Genomic DNA, 25,057 nt, shown 5'->3' on the forward strand with positions numbered 1-25,057 from the left:
CCCATACGGCGGTTACTCCTTTTCCATAATACATTGCAGCGGGTACTGGTTACGCTTTGCGTAATCCATCACCAGCATCACTTTGGTTTCGGCAATTTCAAAGGTAAACACACCACATAGTCCCACACCACGGCGGTGAACATGCAGCATGATTCGCGTCGCCTCTTCTTGCGATTTATTGAAAAACTGTTCGAGTACCTGCACCACGAATTCCATGGGCGTGTAGTCGTCATTGAGCAGCATTACTTTGTAAAGAGCTGGCTTTTTGGTTTTTGGCTTTGTTTTGACGGCAATACCGGTCTGAAAGCCGGCATCACCGCCGCCTTCTTTTTCGTCATTTGCTGTAATACGAGCTACTGTCATCTTATTAGTGATATAGGGTAAACCTAAATAAAAGCTAACCGATAATGCACTAATAAAAAACCCCAGTATTTCTACCGGGGTTTTCAATGTAGTTTTTGGTAAATAATTAGGAAATAAGCAAATTATGCGGCGCGGTTTGCACGGCTGCTTACTTTTTCCACAACTTCTGAAACGCGGGCGCTGATTGGCTCAGCAGCTTGACTGCTGCAACGCACTGCGATTTCGGAGATCTTGGTGGTATCCGCCATAATGCTATCGAAAGAGGTACGCATGAACTGGGTTTGCAATTCCATCAGGTCGCGAAGGTTTTTAACGCCCATCATGGCCTTACCGGTGCTCATTGCGGTTTGTAGGGATTGCTGGATCGAGTTGATAACAGTTTCGTTTACATCCTTGATACCTTCAGCAATAACGCTGACAGCCTGCACGGTTGCATCAAGGTTGTTGCGGTTGAAATGAGCCGCTTCTTCAAGGCGGGTAGAAAGTTCACGGTTGGCTTTTTCAATATGTTCGGCTGCGTTCTGCATTTTAGTCTCCATTGTTCTGGCCATTGTTGTGACCATGGTATCGGTCATATTATTGGCAACGTTACGTCTAACTTTATCAAATGTTGCTGCATTACTTGCTGGCAGCACTGATTTAATCGTTTTCTTTGTAGATGTTTTGGATGACATTCAATTAATCCTCAATAAAACGGCAAATCATCAAATATGTGCAAATAACAGGCATTTACCAGTTTTTTGCACTGCAACATATTTAGTCCCCTTAACCATACTAAGTCAACTGAAATATGGTTTAATGAGCATTTAGCCGCAATCAAAGGTTAAAGCAAAATTAACCATAATCACCAGATACTTAAGGCGGTTTCAGGAAACAAATCATTTGCAAGGCCGCTGATTTGCTCCGTATTTTAACGATAGAAAAAAGCACAAAAACCAACGCAAGCGAGTATACGAAGTGCGGAATCGTCCATTTCAGAAACATAACATTCTATCAGTTTGCTTATTTGCATTCGCACTTTTATTCAGCCACCAATCAATCGCAGCACCCGGCGCAGACTTAATTGCTGAAGCAGATACCGGCAGAATTTTGTACGGCGATAATATTTATAGCCTTCGTCATCCTGCATCGCTGACAAAAATCATGACGTTGTACATGGTATTTGCCGCGCTTGATCAAGGACGGTTGAGTTTAAGCGATACGCTTCCTGTTTCGGATTACGCAAGCACCATGCCGCCATCCAAATTGGGTTTAAAGCCTGGTGAACGCATTCGTGTGCGCGATGCCATTTTGGGATTGGTTACGCAATCTGCAAATGATGTTGCTGTTGTGCTTGGTGAAGCAATTGGTGGAAGCGAATGGCGTTTTGGTGAAATGATGACACAGCAAGCGCGTGCATTAGGTATGAAGCGCACGATATATCGCAATGCATCAGGCCTGCATGATGATGAACAAGTTACCACCGCGTTTGATCAAGCGATTTTAGCGCGCGCGATGCTGTACCACTTTCCAAAATATTACAGTTTTTTCAAAACACGCGCCTACACATGGGAAGGTGTAACGCATAAGAACCATAACCATTTGATGGGTCGTTATGAAGGCATGGATGGCATTAAAACCGGCTTCATACGTCAGTCCGGATTTAATCTTGTGGCTTCCGCCCGTCGCTATGGCAAGCGCCTGATCGGTGTTGTGTTTGGCGGCAAAACCGCGAAGCTACGCGATAACCGTATGGCACAATTACTGGATAATGGATTTCAACGAGTCCTTGCCGAAGGCCGTGTGAACACCCGTATGGCGGCCATTCCTGTTATTCAAAATGATGCGGATGCAGCGGATGTGAGCACCGATGGCTCAGGTTCCGCAACACCCATCGCACAAGGCGATGATGAAAGCGATGATGGTGCAACAGATACAGCGGCGCCATCCACATCCGCACTAATTAAACAAACACAAACCGTGATTGCACAAAAGACATGGGCCATTCAGGTCGGTGCATATGATAGCAAAAAAAAAGGCTCGGCAGCCCTTAGCGCTGCAAAAAGCAAAGCGCCTAGCTCCCTTAAACAATCAAAACCTTTAATTGTTAGCGCGAAAAACGGGCGCAAAACCATTTACCGCGCACGTCTAACGGGTTTATCAGAACAAGCCGCGCGGTCAGCATGCGCCACGCTTGGCAAAACCTGCATCGCATTGCCGCCACGCAGTTAAATCTGCTTATCATTTTTCTTGGCACAGACCAAAAATTCTTTATTGCCTTCTGCACCCGTGATAGGGCTTTCAATCACGCCCCGCACGTTCCATTTCATTTCTGTACTTAGCCAGTTTTGAATATCTGCGCAGACTTCTTCGTGTAGTAGCGGGTCACGCACAATCCCCCCCTTGCCTACACGTTCCTTACCAACTTCAAACTGCGGCTTAATCAGTGCAACCAATAGTGCATGTGGTTTTGCAAGATTAAGCGCCGCAGGCAAAACGGTTTTCAAACTGATAAAACTGGCGTCACATACGATGAAATCAGGAGCATCGGGAATGTGCTCTGCATTAAGCGTGCGTGCATTTGTTTTCTCCATGACAATAACGGATGGATTTTCGCGCAAGCTGTATGCCAGCTGATTATGCCCAACATCTACCGCATAAATTTTTGCTGCACCATTGCGCAACAACACATCGGTAAAGCCGCCTGTGGATGCACCCACATCCACGCATATCCACCCTGCAGGATTGATATTGAAATGCGTTAGTGCCGCAGCAAGCTTTACCCCGCCACGTGATACATAGGGATGATCTTTGCCTTTCACTTCGATAACCGCATCATCATCAAAGGCCGCACTGGATTTATCGATACGTTTGGTTCCAACGTAAACAAGTCCCGCCATCACAAAGGCCTGCGCCTTGCTGCGTGTTTCCGCCAATCCCCTTTCAACAAGCAACTGGTCGATGCGTTTTTTCATGGAGCACGACTTCTTTAGAGCGATAAGTGTGCCCATAATTTTTAATGGGCGCACCGCGAGCTTATGCGCGCGTTAAATAAAAACTAGAATTCGCGCTCAACAACGAAGCGTGCCACTTGTTCGAGATGCTTTGCTCGGCCTTCAAAAATGCCAAGGTGACGGGCAGCTTGATCGGACAACAAATTGGCTTGTGCGCGTGCGCGTTCTGCGCCCAAGATGGACACAAAGGTTGCCTTGCCAGCCTTTTCATCGCGCTGAACAGGCTTGCCTGTTTTGGCTTCATTGCCTTCGGCATCAAGCAAATCATCGATAATCTGGAACGCAAGCCCCAAATCATGCGCATAAGCACGTAGCGCATTGCGTTGTGGCGGTGATGCCTTCCCCAAAATCGCGCCCATTTCGCATGACACGGCAATCAGTTCGCCAGTTTTCATACGTTGCAAACGTGTAATCGCGCCGATATCCAGCGATGTGGTTTCAGCGATCAGATCCAGCATCTGCCCGCCCACCATACCGTTTGCGCCAGAAGCCTTAGCTAATGCCGTCACCAATGAACAACGCACATTTGGATCTTCGTGCGTTTCAGGATTAGATAAAATTTCGAATGCGTAGGTCAACAATGCGTCGCCAGCCAAAATGGCCGTCGCATCATCAAACTTTTTGTGCACGGTAGGATAGCCACGGCGCAAATCGGAATTATCCATCGCTGGCAAATCATCATGGATAAGCGAATAGCAGTGAACGAATTCAACGGCGGATGCTGCACGCAGTGCAGAACGGTCATTCACGCCAAACAGATAAGCCGAACAAGTCAATAAAAACGGGCGTAAGCGCTTACCCCCGTTTAATGAGCCATAACGCATGGCATCGAATAATTTGCGTTCAGCTATGCCTGCCTCCGGCAGCAAAAACGCCATCATTTTTTCTGTTTCGCTGGCTGCATCGGCCATGGCGTTTTTTAAATCTTGGCTTAACGAAGGCATGAAGGTTTCCTGTTTGTGTTGATTTTCAAAAGGTTTAATCGAGTTTGGCGGGTTCACGCTTCAGACTGCCATCATCAGCGATACTGATTTTTTCAACGGTCAGTTGTGCCTCTTTCAATTTGTTTTCGCAGTGGCGGCGAAGCGCTGCGCCGCGTTCATATGCAGCGACAGATTCATCCAGTTTGGTTTTTCCATCTTCCAGATTGCGGACGATTTTTTCCAACTCCAGCATGGCATCTTCAAAGCTTAGCTCTGAAATTCCATCGGCGTTGGCAGGTTGTTTGGCGGAAGCAGTCATGAAGTTGCGGACTTTAGGTTTTTGTTGAGCAGCGAACATAAACTAAAACTTCTGCTTGCCGCAATTTTTTAAAGCATGGCAGTGGCTAAATGGGTGCTATTTCTTATGTGATTCCAGTAGTTTAAACCCAATAAACACCTATTTTGGCTCAAAATGACCAAAAAGCTTTGATTTTAGAAGGACATTATATATAGGTACCCGCCATTAGTTGCTTGTATGAAGTGTACTAATTTGGTACACATTAAGCCATGGTTCGTCTCAGCAAACTCACTGATTACGCTGTAGTCCTGCTTACCCAGATAGTGCGCAGGGATGGGAAAATTGCAACTACTGCAAACTTGTCTGCGAGCACCGGGCTGCCCCACCCGACGGTCTCAAAAGTTTTGAAGCGTTTGACCAAAACAGGTTTGCTGACTGCGCAACGCGGTGCAACAGGCGGTTATTCACTTGCAAGGGCAGCAGAGCATATTTCAATCGCAGACGTTGTTACAGCACTGGATGGCCCTATTGCGATGACCGATTGCGCAGAAGGTTCGCACCATTCGTGCCAAATGGAAAAAAATTGTCCCATCAACGGGAATTGGAACCGCGTAAATTTGGCAATACGTAATGCATTGCAAAGCGTAAGCTTGGCGGAGATGGCAAATGACATCCGCCCTTTTGTGAAGACCTATGAAAAGCGTCCGGCAGAAAAATTAAATTCCGCACAAACGAAGTATCAATGAGAACAGCATGACCATGTTAAAAGAATCTGGAGCAGAAGAATTATCGGGCAAAGCCCGAACCTTGTCCGAATTAAAGCCACTGACCGATAAGGGTTACAGCCAAGGCTTTGTCACGGATATTGAACAAGAATTCTCGCCAAAAGGTCTCAGCGAAGATACGGTGCGCTTTATTTCCGCGAAAAAAGAAGAACCTGAATGGTTGTTGGAATGGCGCTTAAAGGCCTATCGCCATTGGCTTACCATGGAAGAGCCTGATTGGGCGAAGTTGAACCACCCGCCGATTGATTATCAGGCTGCATATTATTACGCCGCGCCCAAGAAGAAAGATAAGTTGAAAAGCCTTGATGAGGTAGACCCGCAGCTTTTGGAAACCTATAAAAAACTGGGCATCCCATTACATGAACAGGAATTGCTCGCGGGCGTGGAACCCACTATTGCCGTTGATGCGGTGTTTGACTCGGTATCAGTTGCAACTACCTTCAAGAAAAAGCTGGAAGATATCGGCGTTATATTCTGCGCAATTAGCGAAGCAGTTCAAAAGTATCCTGATCTGGTAAAAGAATATCTGGGCAGTGTTGTTCCTTATTCCGATAATTATTTTGCTACATTGAATTGCGCGGTATTTACCGATGGTTCCTTTGTCTATATCCCAAAGGGCGTGCGTTGCCCGATGGAACTTTCCACCTATTTCCGCATCAACGCCGAAAACACCGGACAGTTTGAACGAACATTGATTATCGCAGATGAAGGTTCATATGTATCGTATCTGGAAGGATGCACCGCGCCAAAACGCGATGAAAATCAATTGCATGCTGCTGTAGTTGAACTCGTTGCACACGATAATGCACAGATCAAATATTCCACCGTACAGAACTGGTACCCCGGCGATGAAAACGGCAAGGGCGGCATTTACAATTTCGTGACCAAACGCGGCGCTTGCCGCGGCCACCATTCCAAAATTTCATGGACGCAGGTGGAAACCGGAAGTGCTATCACATGGAAATACCCAAGCTGCATATTGCAAGGCGACCACTCCGTTGGTGAGTTTTACTCGGTTGCGATGACTAATCATTATCAGCAGGCCGATACCGGCACAAAAATGATTCATATTGGTAAAAATACACGCTCCACCATCGTGTCAAAAGGCATTTCGGCTGGCAAAGGCCAAAATACCTATCGTGGGCTTGTTAAAATCATGCCAAAGGCAAATGGCGCACGCAACCACACACAATGCGATAGTTTGCTGATTGGCAATACATGCGGCGCACACACTATTCCGTATATCGAAAGCAAGAACCGTTCTGCGCGACTGGAACATGAAGCAACAACATCAAAAATATCCGAAGATCAGCTCTTTTATTGTCGTCAACGCGGTCTATCTCAGGAAGATGCGGTGGGCATGATTGTGAACGGATTTTGCAAGGAAGTATTAAACGAACTGCCGATGGAATTTGCCGTAGAAGCACAAAAATTATTGAGTATCAGTTTAGAAGGAAGCGTTGGATGAGTACTGCTATATTAGAAATTAAAAATTTGCATGCATGCGTTGACAACAACGGCGTGAAGAAAGAAATTTTGAAAGGCATCAACCTGACCATTAATGCCGGTGAGGTGCACGCGATTATGGGCCCTAATGGTTCAGGGAAAAGCACACTTTCATATATCCTTGCAGGACGTGACGGATATGAAATTACCCAAGGCGAGGTTTCATTCAAAGGTAAGGATTTATTGAACCTAGAACCTGAGGAACGTGCAGCAGCCGGTGTATTCCTTGGCTTTCAATATCCTGTGGAAATTCCGGGCGTATCGAACATTGTATTCTTAAAAACCTGTGTTAACTCGGTGCGTAAAGCGCGCGGCCTTGATGAGTATGATGCGATTAAATTTTTGCGCATCGTTCGTGAAAAAGCAAAAACACTGAACATGGATGAGGCGATGCTAAAGCGCAGCGTGAATGTTGGCTTCTCCGGCGGCGAAAAGAAGCGCGCAGAAATTTTGCAGATGGCATTGTTTGAGCCAAGTCTTGCGGTTCTTGATGAAACAGATAGCGGTTTAGATATCGACGCACTCAAAGTTGTATCGGACGGCGTTAATGCACTTCGTGCGCCTGACCGCGCGATGCTGGTCATCACCCATTACCAGCGTTTGCTGAACCATATTGTTCCGGATGTAGTGCATGTAATGGCAGCAGGAAAAATTCAAGAATCCGGTGGCAAAGAACTGGCGCAAAAACTGGAAACCACCGGTTATGCCGAATATATCAAGGCCGCATAGGATATCCGATGCTCGCAGTTCAAAAAATACCTGTGTTTTTATCTAATCGGACACCGAACGGTATTTTGCCGCAGGATTTGCCTGGGCTCCATCACCCATGGCTGTTGCAAAAACGTGGCGCAGCACTGAAACGCTTTTTAAAAGCAGGCATGCCCACCCAGAACGATGAAGACTGGCGACACACCAACCTTGCTATTTTTGATACCCAACCTATTCAGCGTGCAGATGGCACGACACCTGTTCAATCTAAAATAAACTTGAGCGATACCTCATGTGGCCGCGTTGTATTTGTGAACGGCATTTTAAATACTGAATTATCCGAACTGGGTCATCTACCTAAAGGCTTGTCAGTTGTATCGATGCGACAAAAGCTTGAAGACAAGCATGCCATCCTGCACGACTTCTTTCCAGAGGTGAAAGGCAGCGATGCATGGCATGATTTGAATATGGCGCTGTTCGATGATGGCGCCTGTATTGAAGTGGCCGAAGGCACAGTGATTGAACAGCCGCTGGAAGTGATTTGTCTTGCTACCGCGCAGGAACAAGCAACTGCATACCATGCACGCAATATCATCCACCTGCACGAAGGAGCATCGCTCAAAATCTACAAATCAAAAGCAGCATATGCGACAACCATCAATTTCGCGACACATATGACCAGCATTATACTTGAAAAGAATGCTACTTTTGAACGTGTCGTGCTAAGCCAGCACGCCCCCAAAGGCATTGCCTTTACACATGACGATGTGACCTTGCACGAAGGTGCTGTATTCAAAAAAACCGCCATCAATCTTGGTGGCAAAATTACGCGGCAAAAAACGACACTCTGCATTGATGGTGAAAACGCATTCGCATCGGTTGGCGCCCTTACCCACGTATCCGGTGAAGGTACCACCGATGTTATGGTGGATATGCGCCATAACGTGCCCCATACCCAAAGCAAGCAGCTTATCCGCTCCCTTGCTAAGGATAAAGGACGCGCAGTATTCCAAGGGAAAATCACCGTCGCGCAAATCGCGCAAAAGACCGATGCGGCGCAAAACCATCAGGGCATGTTGCTTTCTGAAACCGCGGAAATCAACGCAAAGCCATCACTTGAAATTTATGCAGATGATGTGAAATGCAGCCATGGCAATACGTGCGGTGCACTGGATGAGGATGCGTTGTTCTATCTGCAATCCCGTGGCATACCCCGCACAGAAGCAGCCCAATTACTGCAACAAGCGTTCATCGCAGAATTATTTGAAGAATGCGATGAACCGTTGCGCGAAACTTTGATAACACGTATCGCCCAAACCTTGCAGGCTGGTGGCTAATGTTTGCTTGCACTAAACCGAAAAGCTTTGATGCTGAAAAATACCGCGCCGATTTCCCCGCGCTGCACCAGAATATCAACGGTGTACCATTGGTATTCCTTGATAATGCTGCCAGCGCGCAAAAGCCAACACAGGTTCTGGAAAGCCTGACGCGGTTATATTCGAATAATTACGCTAATATCCATCGCGGTGTTTATACGCTCAGCCAACGCGCAACCGATGCGTTTGAACATGCGCGTGAAACGGTACGCCGGTTTATTAACGCCAAAAGCAGTGATGAAATTGTATTTACGCGCGGCGCAACCGAAAGCATCAATCTTGTTGCTCATTCATGGGGCCGCACATTTCTGAAAAGCGGTGATGAAGTATTAGTAACCGAGCTTGAACATCACGCCAATATTGTACCCTGGCAAATACTAGAAAAAGAAGTCGGTATTGTATTAAAGCCAGTGCGTATTGAGGACAATGGCGACGTTAAAATTGAAAATGTGAAAGCCGCTATTTCGCCGCGCACAAAGTTGATTAGCGTTGCGCATGTTTCAAATGCGCTCGGCACAATTTTACCTGTGGAAGCTATTATCGCTGAAGCCAAGTCAAAAAACATCCCTGTATTGCTGGATGGTTGCCAAGCAATTTCGCATATGCCCGTGGATGTTCAGGCGTTGGGATGTGATTTTTATGTATTCTCTAGCCACAAGTTATATGGGCCAACGGGCGTTGGCGTATTGTGGGGCAAGAAAGATATTTTGAATAAAATGCCGCCCTATCAAACAGGTGGTGATATGATTGACGTGGTCAGTTTTAAGGGCACTACCTTCAGAAACACACCGCATCGCTTTGAAGCTGGAACCCCTGCGATTGCAGAAGTGGTAGGGTTAGGTTCCGCGATTGAATATGTGTCAACGATTGGCTTATCGCGTATTGCAGAATACGAGAACGAATTGCTGGAATATGCAACATCACAATTATCCAAAATTAATTCGCTGCGTATTATCGGAACAGCGCCAAATAAAGCATCCATCATTTCATTTGTGATGCAGAACGCACATCCGCATGATATTGGAACCATTTTAGATGGCAGCGGCATTGCTGTTCGAGTAGGGCATCATTGCGCACAACCGGTTATGGAACGCCTTGGTATTCCGGCAACCACCCGCGCATCCTTTGCATTTTATAATACGTTTGCGGAAGTAGATGCGCTGGTTATTGGCATCAAAAAAGTTCAGGAGATTTTCGGATGAGTAGCAACGCAGCTGAGCTCCGCGACTTATATCAGGAACTCATCCTTGATCATGGACGCACACCACGCAACCGCCGCAAACCTGATGACGCAAATCGCGAAGCATTGGGCCACAACCCGATGTGCGGCGATAAGATGACCATTTACTTAAAATTGGGCGAGCATGACGGGCTAATAGAAGATGTGGCGTTTGAAGGCCAGGGCTGCGCCATTTCAACTGCATCAGCTTCCATGATGACCGAAATTTTAAAAGACAAGACGGCAGCTCAGGCACAGGAGATTTTTGATTATTTCCATACCCTTTGCACCACCGATAATGCAACGCCGCCAAAACATTTGAACGATGATGATTTGGATAGATTGGATGCGTTATCAGGCGTGCGCCAATTTCCTATCCGCGTAAAATGTGCGACTTTGGCGTGGCATGCCATGCAAGCCGCACTGTGCCCCGCAGGCATGCGCCAGAATGAAGTGAATTCGGAAAGCGATGAACGCAAATGAGTGAAGCAGCAAAAGTGGAAGCACCGCAAACCAAAGAAGATGAAATCCGCGCAGACATTGTGCGCGTGATTAAAACCGTGTTCGACCCAGAAATTCCCGTTGATATTTACGAGCTTGGTTTGATTTACGGGATTGATTTGGAACCGCAGGATGATGGCCAGTTCAAAGCCCATATCCGAATGACACTAACAACGCCGAATTGCCCATCCGCCGCCGAATTGCCCGCAGCCGTGCAACATGTGACTGATACGGTTGAAGGCGTAAAGGAAGCCAGCGTTGAGCTGGTATGGGAACCCGCATGGGACCGCGAAAGAATGAGCGAAGATGCAAGGTTAAGCCTTGGCTTTTTCTAAAACTGCGCTATTTCAATAGTTGAGGATATGATGAGCAAACAAGCATTCACAATTACCGAAACGGCAGCGGCACGGATCAAAGCGTTGCTTGAGCAAAATCAGGCCACTGGAAAAACATTGCTGGTAGGCGTGAAGACCAAGGGTTGCTCTGGCCTTAGCTACGATATGCGTTTTGCGGATAAATCAGAAATTCCAATGCTTGCTGAAACGGTCAGCCAGCACGGGGTCAGCGTTGCGGTTGACCCGCAGGCAGCCATGTTCCTCTTCGGCACGACGATGGATTACACCGAAACACCACTCAAATCCGGCTTTGAATTCATCAACCCCAATGAAACAGGGCGTTGCGGTTGCGGCGAAAGCTTTACCGTTAAAGAACACTAATCCCAAATCAGTATTGAGCTTAAGTGCAAGGGGTGAGATTATCTCGTCTTCTGTCCTTTCTGCACTTCCGGCTCATGCGCATCGTCCTTTTCCGTATTGATAAAATTGGTGATCTAATTGTCTCTTCCCCCGTGATTGCGGCGATTAAGGCAAAGCATCCATCTGCACAAATCATGTTGGTGGTCGCGCCATATAATGCCGTAGCGGCAAAGGGTCTGCCGGGCGTCGATGAATTGGTTTTATATGAAAAAGAACGCGAAGCTGTGGTCTTGGAAAAAATCCGCGCCTTCAAACCCACGCACACTATTGTCATGAGCCCCAAGGATGCCTGTTACACCCTTTCGCGCAAGAGTGGCGCAAACGAACAGGGCTGGATCATCATGGAATACCGTCCATGGGTGAGGTTACTTGGCGCGCTTATTATTCCCAAAAAAAATCGCGAGATGATACCGCGTACACAGCGCAGCCTGCATCACAGTGAACATATTATGAATTTAGCACAGCGTATGGGGTTAGCCGCGCAAGGACAATTTCCATATCTTATCCCCCGCGATAAAGCGGCGGCAGATAAAATAAAAATCATGTTGAAGGATAAAGGCATTACTAAACCATATATCGTCGTGCATCTGGTTGATAAATGGGTTGAAGAAAACTGGACCGCGCAAGACGTTAAAAACCTCCTATTCATGCTGCGTGATAAACTGAAGGTGGATATCGTGGCAAGCGCTGGCCCTGCCGATAAAATCCTTTCATCCGCACTAGAAAAAGACATTCTTGTATTAAAAGGATTAAGTTTCGGGGAATGGGTGGCATTATTTGACCAAAGCAGACTCGTTTTAACGCCCGATTGCGCAGCAGTGCATATTGCGTGCGCACTTCAAAAGCCGCTTTTGGCGCTTTATCAACCTTCCAGATTTGAAACGGCTATGACAGAATATGGCCCGCGCCTGACCGATTACCGCGCCCATGCGTTACTGGAGCCAAAAAAAATCAACCCGTTTCTATTCCGCGATATTTGCGAACTCTTAAGTATGAATCATTTTTAGGATAACAAATGACTGAAGCCGCAACACAAAACCCACCCCGCATTTTCCTGAAAGATTATCAGGTACCTGACTATTTAGTGGATAGCATCAACCTGTTTTTTGATATTCAGGATGAAAAAACCATCGTCATTGCAACATCCACCTATCGCCGCAATCCTGCTGGCAAATTAAAGAAGCCGCTAATCCTTAATGGCGAAGATTTAAAGCTGGTAAGCGTATCGCTGGATAGTCGCCAGCTTAGCGATAAGGAATATTCAGTAGCCAACGGACTTCTTACTATTCCAGCTGTGCCAGATGAATTCATGGTATCCATTGAAACAGAAATTAATCCTGCCACTAACACCCATCTGGAAGGACTTTATGCATCCGGCCCTATGCTGTGCACGCAATGCGAAGCAGAAGGTTTCCGCCGCATTACCTATTACCCTGACCGCCCTGATGTCATGGCAAAATTCACAACCACAATTGAGGCCGATAAAGCAAAATACCCTGTGCTATTATCCAACGGCAATTTGATGCTGACCGAACAAGTGGAAGGCGGACGCCACCGCTTGACCTGGCAAGACCCGTTTCCGAAACCATGTTACCTGTTTGCGCTTGTTGCAGGAAACCTTGTAAAAATATCCGATAAATTTGTAACGGCATCTGGCCGCAACGTATTGCTGGAAATCTATTGCGAAGCAGGTAAGGAAGACCAATTAGGCCACGCCATGGAAAGCCTAAAAAAATCCATGAAGTGGGATGAAGTTCGATTTGGCCGCGAATACGATCTTGACCGGTTTATGATTGTTGCTACGCCGTATTTCAATGCAGGCGCGATGGAAAACAAAGGCCTGAACATTTTCAATGACGCGTATGTGCTAGGCAAACCCGAAACCGCAACCGACCGTGATCTTTATAATATTGAATCGGTTGTCGCACATGAATATTTCCATAACTGGAGCGGTGATCGCGTTACGTGTCGCGACTGGTTCCAGTTAAGCCTGAAGGAAGGTTTCACTGTCTTTCGCGATCAGGAATTTTCATCCGATATGCATTCACCGGCAACTGAACGCATCAGCAATGTGCGTGCATTGCGCAGCAGTCAGTTCAGCGAAGATGCAGGACCCATGGCGCATCCTGTGCGCCCGGATAGTTATATTACCATCGATAATTTCTACACCATGACAGTTTATGAAAAAGGCAGCGAAGTGGTGCGTATGCTGCAAACCATTTTCGGGCGCGAAGGGTTCCGCAAAGGGTGTGATTTGTATTTTTCACGTCATGACGGGCAAGCTGTAACATGCGATGATTTTGCGGCAGCCATTTTCGATGCCAATCCGGAGCGTGCGAAATCAGTTGATATCAATCATTTCAAACTGTGGTATTCGCAAGCCGGAACACCGCGTGTAACGGCCACCACTGATTACAATGAAAAGGAAAAAACCTATCGGATCACGTTCAAGCAAACCATGCCGCCCACACCGCGCCAGGCAGAAAAAAAACCAATGATGATTCCGGTGCTGGTCGGCTTGCTTGATAAAAACGGGGCAGATATTCCCGTCAAATTTGCGGGGAGCAGCACCCCGGCAAGCAAACAAAAAATATGCTTGTTGAAACATGCCGAACAAAGCTTTGTATTTGAAAATATTCCGGAGCGTCCTGTACCATCCATCCTTCGTGATTTCTCGGCACCCGTTATACTTGATTACAATTATACCGATGCAGAATTAGCATTTCTGGCAGCAAATGATACCAACCAGTTTAACCGCTGGGATGCGTTGCAAAAATTTGCCACCAATGAATTAGCCAAACTGGTTGTAGATGCACAAGCAGGCAAACCACTTCAAGGTTCTAAACCGTTCCTTGCGGCTATTGGCAAAGTGATTTACGCAGCGCATGAAGATGCGGAATTTGCTGCGCTTTGCCTACAATTGCCGGGCGAAACGGAAATGGGCCAGCATTTGTTGCGTAATGGTAAAAAGATTGATGTTGATGCTATTCATGCCGCGCGCGAGGCATTACGCATCGCAATAGCCAACGAATACCGCGAACCGATCATGCAACTTTATCTAGAGGGTATGAAAATCAGCCCTACCGCGTTTGATGGCAAGACAATGGGTGAGCGTCAGCTAAAAAATATCTGCCTTGCTTATCTTGGCATCTTGAATGATAGCGGTTTTGATGACATGGCATTTGCACAAGCAACCAATGCCAAAAATATGACCGACGCAACCGCAGCGCTGGGCGTACTTACCCACCGTGATACGCCGCTGCGCACGCAAGCCTTCGAAGCATTTTATACTAAATGGAAAGATCACAAGCTGGTGCTTGATAAGTGGTTTGCATTGCAAGCAAGCGCAGATCGCAAAGACATTTTGCAGCAAGTGAAGGGATTGATGGAACATCCGGCTTTTGTGATTACTAACCCAAATATGGTCTATGCGGTAATCCGCACATTTGCAGCTAATCTTGTTCATTTTCATGCTAAAGATGGGTCTGGCTACCGGCTGCTGGCAGATGCGGTTCTGAAGCTGGATGGTCTTAATGCGCAGATTGCTGGGCGTATCCTTCCCCCGCTTATCCGGTTTAACGATTATGATTCTGTCCGCGGCGGTCTTATGAAGAACGAAATCACCCGCATTTTGGCTAAGCCAGATCTTTCCAAAAACGTGCGGGAAGTCGCAGAAGCGGGCATAAATACAACAAAGGCTGCCTAAAAAATGAGCACTCGTAAATAGTCTTAGACACGAGGCCGCCACAATTGATACAAGTTCTATCCTAACCTTCTTTTGAAAGAATCCTTACATGCGCTTTACCAAAATTGCCGCCCTTGCTGTATCGCTGGCTACCCTTTCCGCTCCTGCGTTTGCTGCAAGCACCCCTGTGTTGAACGAACCCGCAACCTTGGGCTTTGGTGTTGGATATTACGATGTACTAGAAAACAGCCCTCGCAAAGAAGCCGCTGATTTCCGCTTGGAATACCGTTCGGCGTTCGACATGCTGGGTTTTGCAAACGCACATAACAGCGTAATCGCAATTCGTCCATTTGGCGGTCTTGAAACCACCAGCGACGGCGCACTTTACGGTCTTGGCGGGTTCATTTTTGACATGCCAATCGGAAAGCATTTTGTATTCTCGCCTAGCCTTGCAACTGGTTTGTATTTTGATGGCGATGGCAAGCGCCTTGGCTCCGTTATTGAATTCCGTTCAACCGTCGAGCTCGGTTACAAGTTTGACAACGGCACCCGCATCACCACCTCGTTCGGTCACATTTCGAATGCAGGGATTGGTGACATCAACAGCGGCGTTGAAATTCTCAATGCCTATGTGCATGTGCCAGTTGATAAAATATTCAGCAAATAACGCTTAAATAAACATATTATCGGTTTATTATGCCCGCCTAACTGGCGGGCATAATTTTTTTTAAGGTTAATCTCTTGTTATTAATCGATAAGTACATTCCAAAAGACGCAAAACGCAGAGGTATTCTATTTGCGTTGATTGCGATGATGCTGTTCTCCTGCATGGCAGCTATCGCCAAACATTTTGCAGATCATTATTCCGCATTTCAAATTGCATTTTTTCGTTTCTTCTTTGCGCTGTTCCCACTCTTCCCGTTGATTGTCAGTTCTGGCGGAGTTGAGGTATTTAAGACGAAACGGTTCTTTGGGCATGTATGGCGTTCGCTGGTTGGCACCGCATCTCTCATTACCTATTTTTATTCATTGCAGCATTTACCACTTGCCGATGCCGTTGCGGTTTCATTTACCAACCCGATTTTCATTACGTTACTTTCGATGGTGCTTTTGAAAGAAAAGGTTGGCCGCAACCGCTGGATAGCAATTGTGCTGGGCTTTGTCGGGGTTATCATAATTGCCAAACCCGATGGATTAAACCTGAACATCGGAGTGTTTTTTGGCCTTGCTAGCTCGCTGTTTTATGCTCTTGCCATGATTAGCCTTCGTACCCTTGGCGGTACAGAAAAAGTGCTTACCACCACCAGTTATTTCACCGTACTTGCCAGTTTGATGCTCGCGCTTCCTGCTGCCTTCAGCTGGACAGCGCCGCCCTTCCTGGATTTGATGATATTCATCATCTGCGGATTGTTGGCCGGAATCGGGCAGCTATTTCTGACCAGCGCGTATCAGAATGCGCCGCCATCAGTCATCAGCCCGTTTAATTACAGCTCCATCCTTTGGGCGGTTGTTATCGGATTTATCGTATGGGGTCAGATCCCGGCTTTGCATGTATGGATAGGTGCAACGATAGTGATCGCGACGGGTGTCTATATTTTGCAACAGAACACCGTTATCAAAAAAGACCAGCCTATCCAACCATTGTAATATACTAGCGATTTATGCGCACGCAGATGATATGCATTCGTTGATGAGGCAATTTCCGACCGCCGGTGGGAAAAACTCGCGCATTCACGCAGCATCTGATTGCTGAACTATCCACACAGACAGTGTGTTTTTTATAAAAATCCAATAAAATCAGCATTTTATGTTTTTGGCATGCGCCTTGCTTTTACAGCTTCAAGGTTTGTTGTTTTTATTTTGAGGAGTCTCACATGTCATTGTTCAGCGCCCTTACTGTAGCCGTCGGTGGTCTTAATGCCCAATCGCGCTCAATCGGTCACATTTCAGATAACATTGCGAACGCCTCTACCACCGGCTACAAGCGTATTGATACGCAATTTCAAACACTGGTTACACAATCATCCGCTAGCCTTAGCGATCCAGGCGGTGTACGTGCAACGCCATCCTATCAAAACAATATTGCGGGTAACCTCATTCAATCCCAAAGCCCGCTGGATTTGGCAATCTCCGGGAACGGCTTTTTTGTTGTTAAACAACCTGTTGCACAGACCAATGGTTCGGTAGCGTTCACAGGACAAGAATTATATACCCGCCGCGGTGACTTTTCTCTGGATAAATCAGGCTATATGACCAATGGCGCAGGCTATGTGCTTGAAGCACATCCGATTAACTCAACCACTAATGTTGTTGATACATCGCAGGTTACACCCGTACTGATTTCAGCAGCGCAAGACAACCCTGTTGCAACGACGACGGTGACGTATTCGGCCAACTTACCAGCCAGCGCCACAACCACAACGACATTTTCGCCATCTGATATCCAGATTTATGATGCTTTGGGAACCAAACATACGGTTACGTTTGACTGGGTAAAACTGGCAACTAACTCATGGCGTTTAAGCGTTACGCCCTCCGGTGGTACAGCAACCGCTGGCTTTACGGATAACTCAGGTGCCGCAGTTGCAGCAGGTGCAAGCGTGGCAACCCAGACGCTGGATTTCACATTCCAGACCACAACTCCAGCTGGTACGATTGCTACGATTGCTAATAGTGGTCCTGGTACTTTCTTTACGGTAAACACACCAACAACTGCGGGCAACCCTGCAACGGTAACATTCCCTGTAACATTCGCCGGTGCAGGCAGCCAAAACGTAACGCTGAACTTTGGTTCATACCAGACAGCAGATGGCGTAACCCAGTTTGACGCAACCGACTTGAACGTAAGTTCGATTGAACAAAACGGTGTACCACAAGGTGCCTTCCGTGACTTATCGATTGATAATAATGGGTTCTTGTCACTGAACTACGATAACGGTCGTTCACGTACCCTCTATCAAATTCCTATCACCACCTTTAATAGCCCAAATAACCTGGAACGCAAGGATGGTGGCGTGTTTGGCAGTACGACTGAAAGCGGCACCGCAAGCAGACATCTGCCCAACAATAACGGCGCAGGTAAAATCGTAGCGAACTCGCTTGAAGGCTCCAACGTGGATATTGCAGATGAATTCACGAAGATGATTCAGGCACAGCGCATATATTCCGCGAATGCCAAAACCATCACTACGTCAGATAGCATGTTACAGGAAGTGATTAACATCATCCGTTAAAGCATGGTTACAAACGACAGGTAGAGAAATAGTATGTCACTTATTTCTGCGATGAACAATGCAACGTCCAGCATGCGGACAATTCAAACCGACATGCAAGTTATCTCCGGCAATGTCAGTAATGCTGGGGTTGAAGGCTATACACGTAAAAAGTTGAATCTAAGTCCGGATGTCAACGGCTTGGACGGCGGCGCAGGCGTACGTATTATCGGGTATCAGCGATCGACGTCTGACGCAGTTAGCAAACTGCTAAGCGAAGCGCTTTCAAACGATGGATTATATAACACCCAAAAAGATTATCTGAGCAGCATACAAAATTTGCTCGGCTCCACTCAAAGCAGCCCAGGCCTTAGCCAGACATTGAGCGACTTCTCAGCTGCATGGAAAAGTCTCGCTGCTTCCCCTGAAGATACGACCGCGAAGCAGGAAGTAATATACAAGGCGCAGAATCTGACCCGCGAAGTTGCCCGGCTTGCCAACGGTCTTGATAAAATCATCGCCGATGCAAAGATTGATATGACGGCATCAGTAAATGATTTAAACGTATCGCTTGCTCGCATCCAAGAACTGAATAACGAAATTAGTGCCGCTGATGCTGCCAATCAGAACTCGGGCAATATGCAGGATGAACGCGACGAGGAAATTCAGAAGATCTCCGCGCTTCTCAAGATCACTGTGGTTGTGCGCCCCAATAATCAGGTGGCTATTTTTACACCTGGTGGTTCTTCGTTACTGGACAATTCACCCAACACTTACACATGGAATGGTACAGCCATTCTATCGAACGGCGTTGACGTAACAGCCGTATTAAAAGGCGGCAAGATTGAAGGACTGGTAGGTGTGCTTGATCAAGGATCCTCAGCGGCAGTGCTGAACGATCCTGGGAAGGCTACGGTTTATAAAATTAACGAGCAGTTGGACATGATCGTTGATCTGCTTGCGAATGCGGCGAATTCCTTTGCAACCGCATATGACTCAGCAACCACTGGTGCGGGCGAGCTAGCATCATCATTCTTCACTGGCACTACGCGATATAATTTTGCGCTTAATACTGCGCTCGCGAATGGCACCAGCGCAATAAAAATTGCAGCCGCAACGCCAGTAGCGGATGACCTTAACCTAGCTAACCGCAGCATCAGCGCAGGCAATCTTTCAACAACGAATGTCAGCTATGAAACATTTGCCAATGCAATGATTTCTGCCCAAAACCAGAATGCAAAGCAGGTTGGAGATCAGGCAGATATCTTCTCATCACTTAAGGACAATTATGATAAGCGTCTTAAGGATGATACAGGCGTCAATGTAGATGAAGAAATCGTAAGACTGACCCAATTACAGAATAACTATGCTGCCAGCGCCCGCGTTATCAGCACGGTCAAGCAAATGTTTGATATCATCAACTCATTATTCGGATAGTTTGAGGATTTTATGGTTAGTATCAGCACATCCGGTTTAATAGCGCAAAGCATATTGCAAATACGCGACGCACAAGCAACATTGAGCGACCTATCGAACCAGTTATCTACCGGAAAAAAATCCATCGATTTTACTGACTTCACCCTGACGGAAACTAGTACACTGCTAGATGTCAACACCAGCGTTGACAAAAGCAATTCCTATTTAAATGTTATCAATGTCATATCGCCACGCTTAAAGCTGTATGAAACATCGCTGACCAAGCTCAGCAGCATCGCAAGTGACGCCCTTGCAAGTGTAAACACAAACGATTTCAACTCTGCCACCAATGCAGCGCTCGGCCAGCAGCTATCAAGCTATCTCAGTGATGTCGGGTATTATTTAAACCAGAAAGTTGGCGAACGATTCATTTTCGCTGGAACCGGTACACGCCTTACAACAGCGCCCGTAGTTGATTTGACAACGCTCCCTGTACCGCCAGTTGCGCCCGACACAGCCCCTGTTACATCACCGACCCTGCCAACATCCGATACGGCGGCGCCTGGTTCCGACGTTCAGGCCTATACCCATGATTCAACAAATATTGATGATGGATATAACATCACTTACGGTGTAACGAGCACCGACACTGGTATGCAGAACCTTATTCTTGGGCTGCGCTGGGCCTATGCAGCCACCCAAAGCTCTGCCAACTTCACAACTTATATGGCAACGGCACGTACGCTTTTGACCAATGCAGTTCCACAACTGCGTGATATACAGGCACAGATCGCATCGAACCAAAACCGTCTTTCCGACGTAACAACCACCCACAAAACTCTGATAAATGACCTGACCAATCGGGCTGCTGATATTCAAGGCATCGACTCGGCAGAGGTGGCAGCAAAAATCTCTTTTACCCAGTCTAAATTAGAGGCAAGTTATTCGGTAACTGCTAAAATTGCGCAGCTATCGATAACAAAGTACCTATAGGACCGCTTGATACCTATTTTTCTAAACCACCTTAATTAAGAAAGAGGTTCGCCATGTTTGCGGCGAGTTCATTGTTGCGTTTACCATTTGACCCCGTCACGCTTAGCTATGTTATGGCATTGCGGGGTGTTAAGCCCAGGCTTCCTAAAGAAGGGTTCACTTATGCCGAGCTAGGCTGTGGTACAGGAGAACGCATCGTATTATTGGCGGCATGCAACCCTGAAGGTGTGTTTTTTGGTTTTGATTCAAATCTCGACAAACTTAATGTCGCCGCACAAAAAGCCGAAGAGCTTGGGGTTGAGAACATCACCTTTAGCCAGGCCAGTGCCGCCGAGTTAAAGGAAGCAATTGATAATGGAGTTATAGCCAATAAGAGCTTCAATTATCTTGTGTATAATGAGCCCGACAATCCGCAGCAAGAGTCGATTGCAACATTAGGTGAGCTAGCCAAAGCCCTTTTGCAGGAAAACGGCGTTTTTGCCTATCGATATGCAACGTATAACGCTGCGAATGCGGATGAATTGTTATTCAAGAGCCTAACCCGCCATATTATTGCCGAACAACCGGATAAAGGAGAAACGCTTGCAAAAGAATGGCGAGCGTTATGTGAAAGTTATTTTGCCAAGCACCCTGCCAAAGCACAGGAATTCGACAAGGCATTGGCTGAAGGCAAAGGTTTCCAATGGCTGCGCAATTCATCTGACGGCGAAACATCAACAAGCAAGACCTTGCAGGTTTCGCAGATATTTTCCGGTCGCGATTTGACCTATTTGGGCAGCGCCAATCTCTCTGCCAACTATATGGAACTATCAGCCCCAGAAGCATCACATAAAGCGCTGGAAGCAAAGCGCCTGCACCCGCTTTACGAATCGCTTAAGGATTTAGCAACTGGCACTACACAACGTATTGATTTATGGGGCCGCGAAAAGTTGCAACGGATTGATAACCTTGTCCCTCTGTTCAGCAGCTTTACATTTGGTGTCACAGAGCCGGCAGAACAAGTGGCGCGTACGGCTACATTCCAAGGCAAGACCATCTCCTTCGATGGACCGCTTTATGATGGCGTTATTTCAATGGCCAGCATTATGCCCATCACAATGGGTGATTTGGTGCATAATGAGCGTCTGTCGGAAGTTGATGCCGTTACCATACTAAACACCGTTCAACTGTTGGTTGCATGCGGCATTTTATCGCCGATGCGGGCATCTTTTGAAGGCGGTATTGATTTAAGCAATCCAAAATTGGTGGGCAGCTATAACCAGTCTTTACGCAAAATGCGCGCCGATATGCAGGACTATGCGTTTGCTTCTGTTGTTACAGGTCGCCCTGTATTCTTTTCGGGCATCGGAACGCTGGTTCTGCAAAACCTTGATAAAGGCGGCATGGAAGGCATTGCCGGTTTCATGAGTGATGATTTGATGCGTCTTTCGCAACATCCATTTTTGCAGCCGCTTAACCTGAATAATCCGCAGCGTGCAGCCGAAGAGGCGTATAATCAGATCGAGATTATGTTCCAGCAATCTATGGTACGTTGGTTCAGCCTTGGCGTTATCGATACACAAAAAATTGCTTAAAAATTTAAAGTCCCAGTAAATTAAAGCCATACCTTGGAAACTGCGCAGGAAAAATTCGACAAGGCCGTCGCACTGCATCAAGCCGGAAAGATAGGCGAAGCAGCTGCTATTTATCGTGATATTTTAATGGCTGACCCGAATAACGTGATGGTTATTCATCTGTTGTGCTTGGTTGCCATGCAGTTTGATAACGCACAAATGGTTTTGGGGTTATCGGAACAAGGCCTGCGCGTTGAACCCAAATTCGCTGTGTTGCATCAAGACCGAGCAACTGCCTTGCGCCGCATGGGGTTGAAGGAACAAGCATTGGAAGCGATTGATACCGCATTAAGGCTTGAAAAAAACGCTGATTTTTATGATACACGCGCATCCATCTTGCGGGATATGCGCCGCTATGCTGAATCCGTCACATGCCTTGAAACGGCCATACGTATCGAAACAGGAAATCCGAAATTCTATAATAATCTGGGGATTGTGCTTGGCCGTATGGGTCGTAATGAGGAAGCAATTTGTTACTTTGATGCCTTCATCACGATGCGCCCTACTGCCGCTGAAGGCTATAACAACAAGGCCAATGTTCTTAAAGCGATGGCACGATATAAGGATGCGATTGAGTTTTATGATAAAGCGTTAGCCATCGATCCAAATATTTTTATGGGCAAGGCCAATAAAGCCATTTCACATTTGGTTCTGGGTGAATGGGAAGCTGGCTGGGAAAACTTCGAGGATAGAAAGCCCGGTAATAGGCCACCTGAGGGCGATCGTTTTAATTCCGGCAAGCGCTGGCAAGGGCAAACCGATAATGCTGCCACCATTATCATCTATAACGAACAGGGTCTTGGCGACAGCATTCAATTCATGCGTTACATCGCACACGTGCAAGAGCGCGTGGGCCGCGTTATTTTGCAAATCCAGCCAGCATTAAAAAAACTGGTATCAATCAACTGGCCATGGCTTGAAACAATTGCACCAGAAGATGAACTACCTGCACATGATTACCAATGCCCGTTGATGAGCCTTCCTTACGTCTTTAAAACACGGATTGATAATGTGCCATTAGCCTCAGGATACATAAAGGCGCCGGAAGCCAGCATATCCGAATGGAAAGAAAAGCTTGGTAACAGCCACAAGAAAAAAATTGGGCTTGTATGGGCAGGAAACCCCGATCATTTGAATGACCATATTCGTTCCATTCCCTTAAAGCTGCTTGAACCAATTTTATCAATGAATGAATTCCAGTTTTACTCCCTGCAAAAAGGTGATGCCGCAGCAGCTCAACTTGCAGAACTTCCCAAAACCATTCCTGTAAAAGCCCTTGGCGATCAGCTGAATGATTTCACCGATACTGCCGGATTATTAATGAATCTGGATTTACTGATTTGCGTAGATACCAGTGTATTGCATCTTGCTGGCGCATTGGGCGTACCAGTATGGGGATTATTCCAATACGACCCTGATTGGCGCTGGCTACTAGAACGTCGAGATACGCCATGGTATGCCAGCATGCGGTTGTTCCGCCAGCAGAGTTATGGCAACTGGCCAGATGTTGTCAAAGAATTGCGCGGAGCACTAAAATCGTTTTTATCCTCCGAACAGATTTAAAATGGATTTCTGAATTTCTCCTGAAATATTTAGTGTAGTAATAGCAAGCTCGTTGCGCGTTTGAAGGGCAAGCAATTTCGCGCTTTCTTCATTTGTATCGGCAAGAACAAGTGCATCTGACCCTTCTTGCAGTGTCGTAATCAAATTATTGGTAAAATCCTGACGGGTTGTAATAATCGAGGTATTATTACCAAAGCTGGAGGAAGTTACTCGTAATTTAGTTAGCGCGGTGGTTAATTGAGATACAGCGGTATTTATATTACTATCGGAAACAAACCCTGCCGATGCAACAGCAACGCTTAACCCCCCGCCGGTATTGATTGAGAGATTTGTATTGGTAATCGTCAACTTGGAGGTATTTTTTTCGTTGAAGTATACAACCAGACTGACGGATGTTTGACCAATCAAGTTCGTACCGTTGAACGTCGCATCGTTTACGAGCGAGTTAACTTGTACGAGCAAGTCATTGAACTGAACAGCAAGACCGGAACGGGTATCACTATCGGCTGTCTGCAAAGCAGAAGTCGTGAGACCCTGGGCTTGTTGAATAATTTTGGTGATACTGTCAATCGCACCGGAAGCTGCTTTTACTGTCTGTAAGGAAGTGGACAGGCTATCTTTGATGTTTGATAAATCATTAGCACGGTTTAAAAAACCAACGCTTGTAAAATACGCGTTTGAATTATCAAGAGAAGATGCAACCTTCAGGCCAGTAGCAAGCCGTGCTTGGGTTGTAGCGATTTGGCTCGAAATCTGTTGCAACGAGTATAAATTTACACGAGTTGCCGCAGTCAGCGACACGCTTGAAATAGCCATGATAAATACCTTTTAAAAAACTTTTTGCGCAGGTTTTCACCCGCTAATATTGAAAGAATTAAAATTGAATATTTTCGAGTAGTACCACCGTATGTTTAACAAAGGCTTTATTATACGGTATTAATTGAATGTTAATTCGTTTCAATAATGTAAAAATATTCTTGCAATAAGATCGCTCTACTCAAAAAAACCCAATAAAAAAGGGGCGCTATTTCTAGCGCCCCTGATCTTATTAAGTATCCAACAATTAGAACAATTTGAGAATTGCCTGTTGGAGCTGACCCGAGATGCCCAGCGAGGTGATACCCAAGGAGTTACGTGCTTGCAGAGCC

The 25,057-nt window shown here is 46.5% G+C and carries 24 protein-coding genes; 18 read left to right on the forward strand and 6 right to left on the reverse strand.

What is annotated here, in order from left to right; genetic code table 11:
• Positions 1-12 precede the first annotated feature (12 nt).
• On the reverse strand, positions 13-363 hold the full coding sequence (gene clpS, locus SFW65_10755; protein ID MDX1923593.1) for an ATP-dependent Clp protease adapter ClpS: 351 nt from the start codon (positions 361-363) through the stop codon (positions 13-15).
• Positions 364-485: 122 nt separating this feature from the next.
• The gene (locus SFW65_10760) at positions 486-890 is read right to left on the reverse strand and encodes a phasin family protein (GenBank protein ID MDX1923594.1); all 405 of its coding nucleotides are present in this window, start codon (positions 888-890) and stop codon (positions 486-488) included.
• A gap of 430 nt (positions 891-1,320) precedes the next feature.
• Between SFW65_10760 and SFW65_10765 the strand changes: the two genes are divergently transcribed.
• Complete coding sequence (locus SFW65_10765) at positions 1,321-2,574, forward strand: D-alanyl-D-alanine carboxypeptidase family protein (protein ID MDX1923595.1); 1,254 nt, start codon at positions 1,321-1,323, stop codon at positions 2,572-2,574.
• Here SFW65_10765 and SFW65_10770 read toward each other — a convergent pair.
• The 3 genes from SFW65_10770 to SFW65_10780 form a co-directional block, all read right to left on the reverse strand.
• The gene (locus SFW65_10770) at positions 2,571-3,317 is read right to left on the reverse strand and encodes a TlyA family RNA methyltransferase (GenBank protein ID MDX1923596.1); all 747 of its coding nucleotides are present in this window, start codon (positions 3,315-3,317) and stop codon (positions 2,571-2,573) included. The genes SFW65_10765 and SFW65_10770 overlap by 4 nt on opposite strands.
• 83 nt (positions 3,318-3,400) lie before the next feature.
• Positions 3,401-4,267, reverse strand: coding sequence for a polyprenyl synthetase family protein (locus SFW65_10775; protein ID MDX1923597.1), 867 nt, complete (start codon positions 4,265-4,267; stop codon positions 3,401-3,403).
• A 67-nt stretch (positions 4,268-4,334) separates the two neighbouring features.
• Positions 4,335-4,598 carry an exodeoxyribonuclease VII small subunit gene (locus SFW65_10780; protein MDX1923598.1) on the reverse strand — a complete coding sequence of 88 codons (264 nt, stop codon included), beginning with the start codon at positions 4,596-4,598 and terminating at the stop codon, positions 4,335-4,337.
• A gap of 248 nt (positions 4,599-4,846) precedes the next feature.
• Here SFW65_10780 and SFW65_10785 point away from each other — a divergent pair, with 248 nt between their 5' ends.
• From SFW65_10785 to SFW65_10865, 17 genes are all read left to right on the forward strand, one after another.
• Positions 4,847-5,323 carry an SUF system Fe-S cluster assembly regulator gene (locus SFW65_10785; GenBank protein MDX1923599.1) on the forward strand — a complete coding sequence of 159 codons (477 nt, stop codon included), beginning with the start codon at positions 4,847-4,849 and terminating at the stop codon, positions 5,321-5,323.
• 7 nt (positions 5,324-5,330) lie between these two features.
• Positions 5,331-6,830: a Fe-S cluster assembly protein SufB gene (sufB, locus tag SFW65_10790; GenBank protein ID MDX1923600.1), complete on the forward strand. Its 1,500-nt coding sequence runs from the start codon at positions 5,331-5,333 to the stop codon at positions 6,828-6,830.
• An 8-nt stretch (positions 6,831-6,838) separates the two neighbouring features.
• Positions 6,839-7,597, forward strand: coding sequence for a Fe-S cluster assembly ATPase SufC (gene sufC / locus SFW65_10795; protein ID MDX1923601.1), 759 nt, complete (start codon positions 6,839-6,841; stop codon positions 7,595-7,597).
• Between the two features lie 8 nt (positions 7,598-7,605).
• On the forward strand, positions 7,606-8,913 hold the full coding sequence (gene sufD, locus SFW65_10800) for a Fe-S cluster assembly protein SufD (GenBank protein ID MDX1923602.1): 1,308 nt from the start codon (positions 7,606-7,608) through the stop codon (positions 8,911-8,913).
• Positions 8,913-10,154, forward strand: coding sequence for a cysteine desulfurase (locus tag SFW65_10805; protein ID MDX1923603.1), 1,242 nt, complete (start codon positions 8,913-8,915; stop codon positions 10,152-10,154). Before sufD ends, SFW65_10805 begins: the two co-directional genes overlap by 1 nt.
• On the forward strand, positions 10,151-10,654 hold the full coding sequence (locus tag SFW65_10810) for an SUF system NifU family Fe-S cluster assembly protein (protein ID MDX1923604.1): 504 nt from the start codon (positions 10,151-10,153) through the stop codon (positions 10,652-10,654). Before SFW65_10805 ends, SFW65_10810 begins: the two co-directional genes overlap by 4 nt.
• A complete protein-coding gene (locus SFW65_10815) occupies positions 10,651-11,007 on the forward strand; it encodes an iron-sulfur cluster assembly protein (GenBank protein MDX1923605.1) in 357 nt (118 codons plus the stop codon). Before SFW65_10810 ends, SFW65_10815 begins: the two co-directional genes overlap by 4 nt.
• A gap of 27 nt (positions 11,008-11,034) precedes the next feature.
• Complete coding sequence (locus SFW65_10820) at positions 11,035-11,388, forward strand: iron-sulfur cluster assembly accessory protein (GenBank protein MDX1923606.1); 354 nt, start codon at positions 11,035-11,037, stop codon at positions 11,386-11,388.
• 74 nt (positions 11,389-11,462) lie between these two features.
• Positions 11,463-12,434, forward strand: a complete 972-nt coding sequence (locus SFW65_10825) for a glycosyltransferase family 9 protein (protein MDX1923607.1) — start codon at positions 11,463-11,465, stop codon at positions 12,432-12,434.
• A gap of 8 nt (positions 12,435-12,442) precedes the next feature.
• Positions 12,443-15,133: an aminopeptidase N gene (pepN, locus tag SFW65_10830; GenBank protein ID MDX1923608.1), complete on the forward strand. Its 2,691-nt coding sequence runs from the start codon at positions 12,443-12,445 to the stop codon at positions 15,131-15,133.
• 88 nt (positions 15,134-15,221) lie between these two features.
• Positions 15,222-15,779 carry an acyloxyacyl hydrolase gene (locus SFW65_10835; GenBank protein MDX1923609.1) on the forward strand — a complete coding sequence of 186 codons (558 nt, stop codon included), beginning with the start codon at positions 15,222-15,224 and terminating at the stop codon, positions 15,777-15,779.
• Between the two features lie 74 nt (positions 15,780-15,853).
• A complete protein-coding gene (locus SFW65_10840) occupies positions 15,854-16,759 on the forward strand; it encodes a DMT family transporter (protein ID MDX1923610.1) in 906 nt (301 codons plus the stop codon).
• 227 nt (positions 16,760-16,986) lie between these two features.
• Positions 16,987-18,345 (forward strand): flagellar hook protein FlgE, encoded by a 1,359-nt coding sequence (locus tag SFW65_10845; GenBank protein MDX1923611.1) that lies wholly within the window; start codon positions 16,987-16,989, stop codon positions 18,343-18,345.
• 33 nt (positions 18,346-18,378) lie between these two features.
• Positions 18,379-19,761, forward strand: a complete 1,383-nt coding sequence (gene flgK, locus SFW65_10850) for a flagellar hook-associated protein FlgK (GenBank protein MDX1923612.1) — start codon at positions 18,379-18,381, stop codon at positions 19,759-19,761.
• Between the two features lie 12 nt (positions 19,762-19,773).
• Positions 19,774-20,733, forward strand: coding sequence for a flagellin (locus SFW65_10855; GenBank protein ID MDX1923613.1), 960 nt, complete (start codon positions 19,774-19,776; stop codon positions 20,731-20,733).
• Positions 20,734-20,786: 53 nt separating this feature from the next.
• The gene (locus SFW65_10860; GenBank protein MDX1923614.1) at positions 20,787-22,307 is read left to right on the forward strand and encodes a methyltransferase domain-containing protein; all 1,521 of its coding nucleotides are present in this window, start codon (positions 20,787-20,789) and stop codon (positions 22,305-22,307) included.
• Between the two features lie 33 nt (positions 22,308-22,340).
• The gene (locus SFW65_10865; protein MDX1923615.1) at positions 22,341-23,909 is read left to right on the forward strand and encodes a tetratricopeptide repeat-containing glycosyltransferase family protein; all 1,569 of its coding nucleotides are present in this window, start codon (positions 22,341-22,343) and stop codon (positions 23,907-23,909) included.
• Here the strand turns inward: SFW65_10865 and SFW65_10870 are convergent.
• Positions 23,889-24,725 (reverse strand): flagellin, encoded by an 837-nt coding sequence (locus SFW65_10870; protein MDX1923616.1) that lies wholly within the window; start codon positions 24,723-24,725, stop codon positions 23,889-23,891. The genes SFW65_10865 and SFW65_10870 overlap by 21 nt on opposite strands.
• Positions 24,726-25,057 lie beyond the last annotated feature (332 nt).

The organism is Alphaproteobacteria bacterium (assembly GCA_033762625.1).
Taxonomy (GTDB): domain Bacteria; phylum Pseudomonadota; class Alphaproteobacteria; order UBA9219; family RGZA01; genus RGZA01.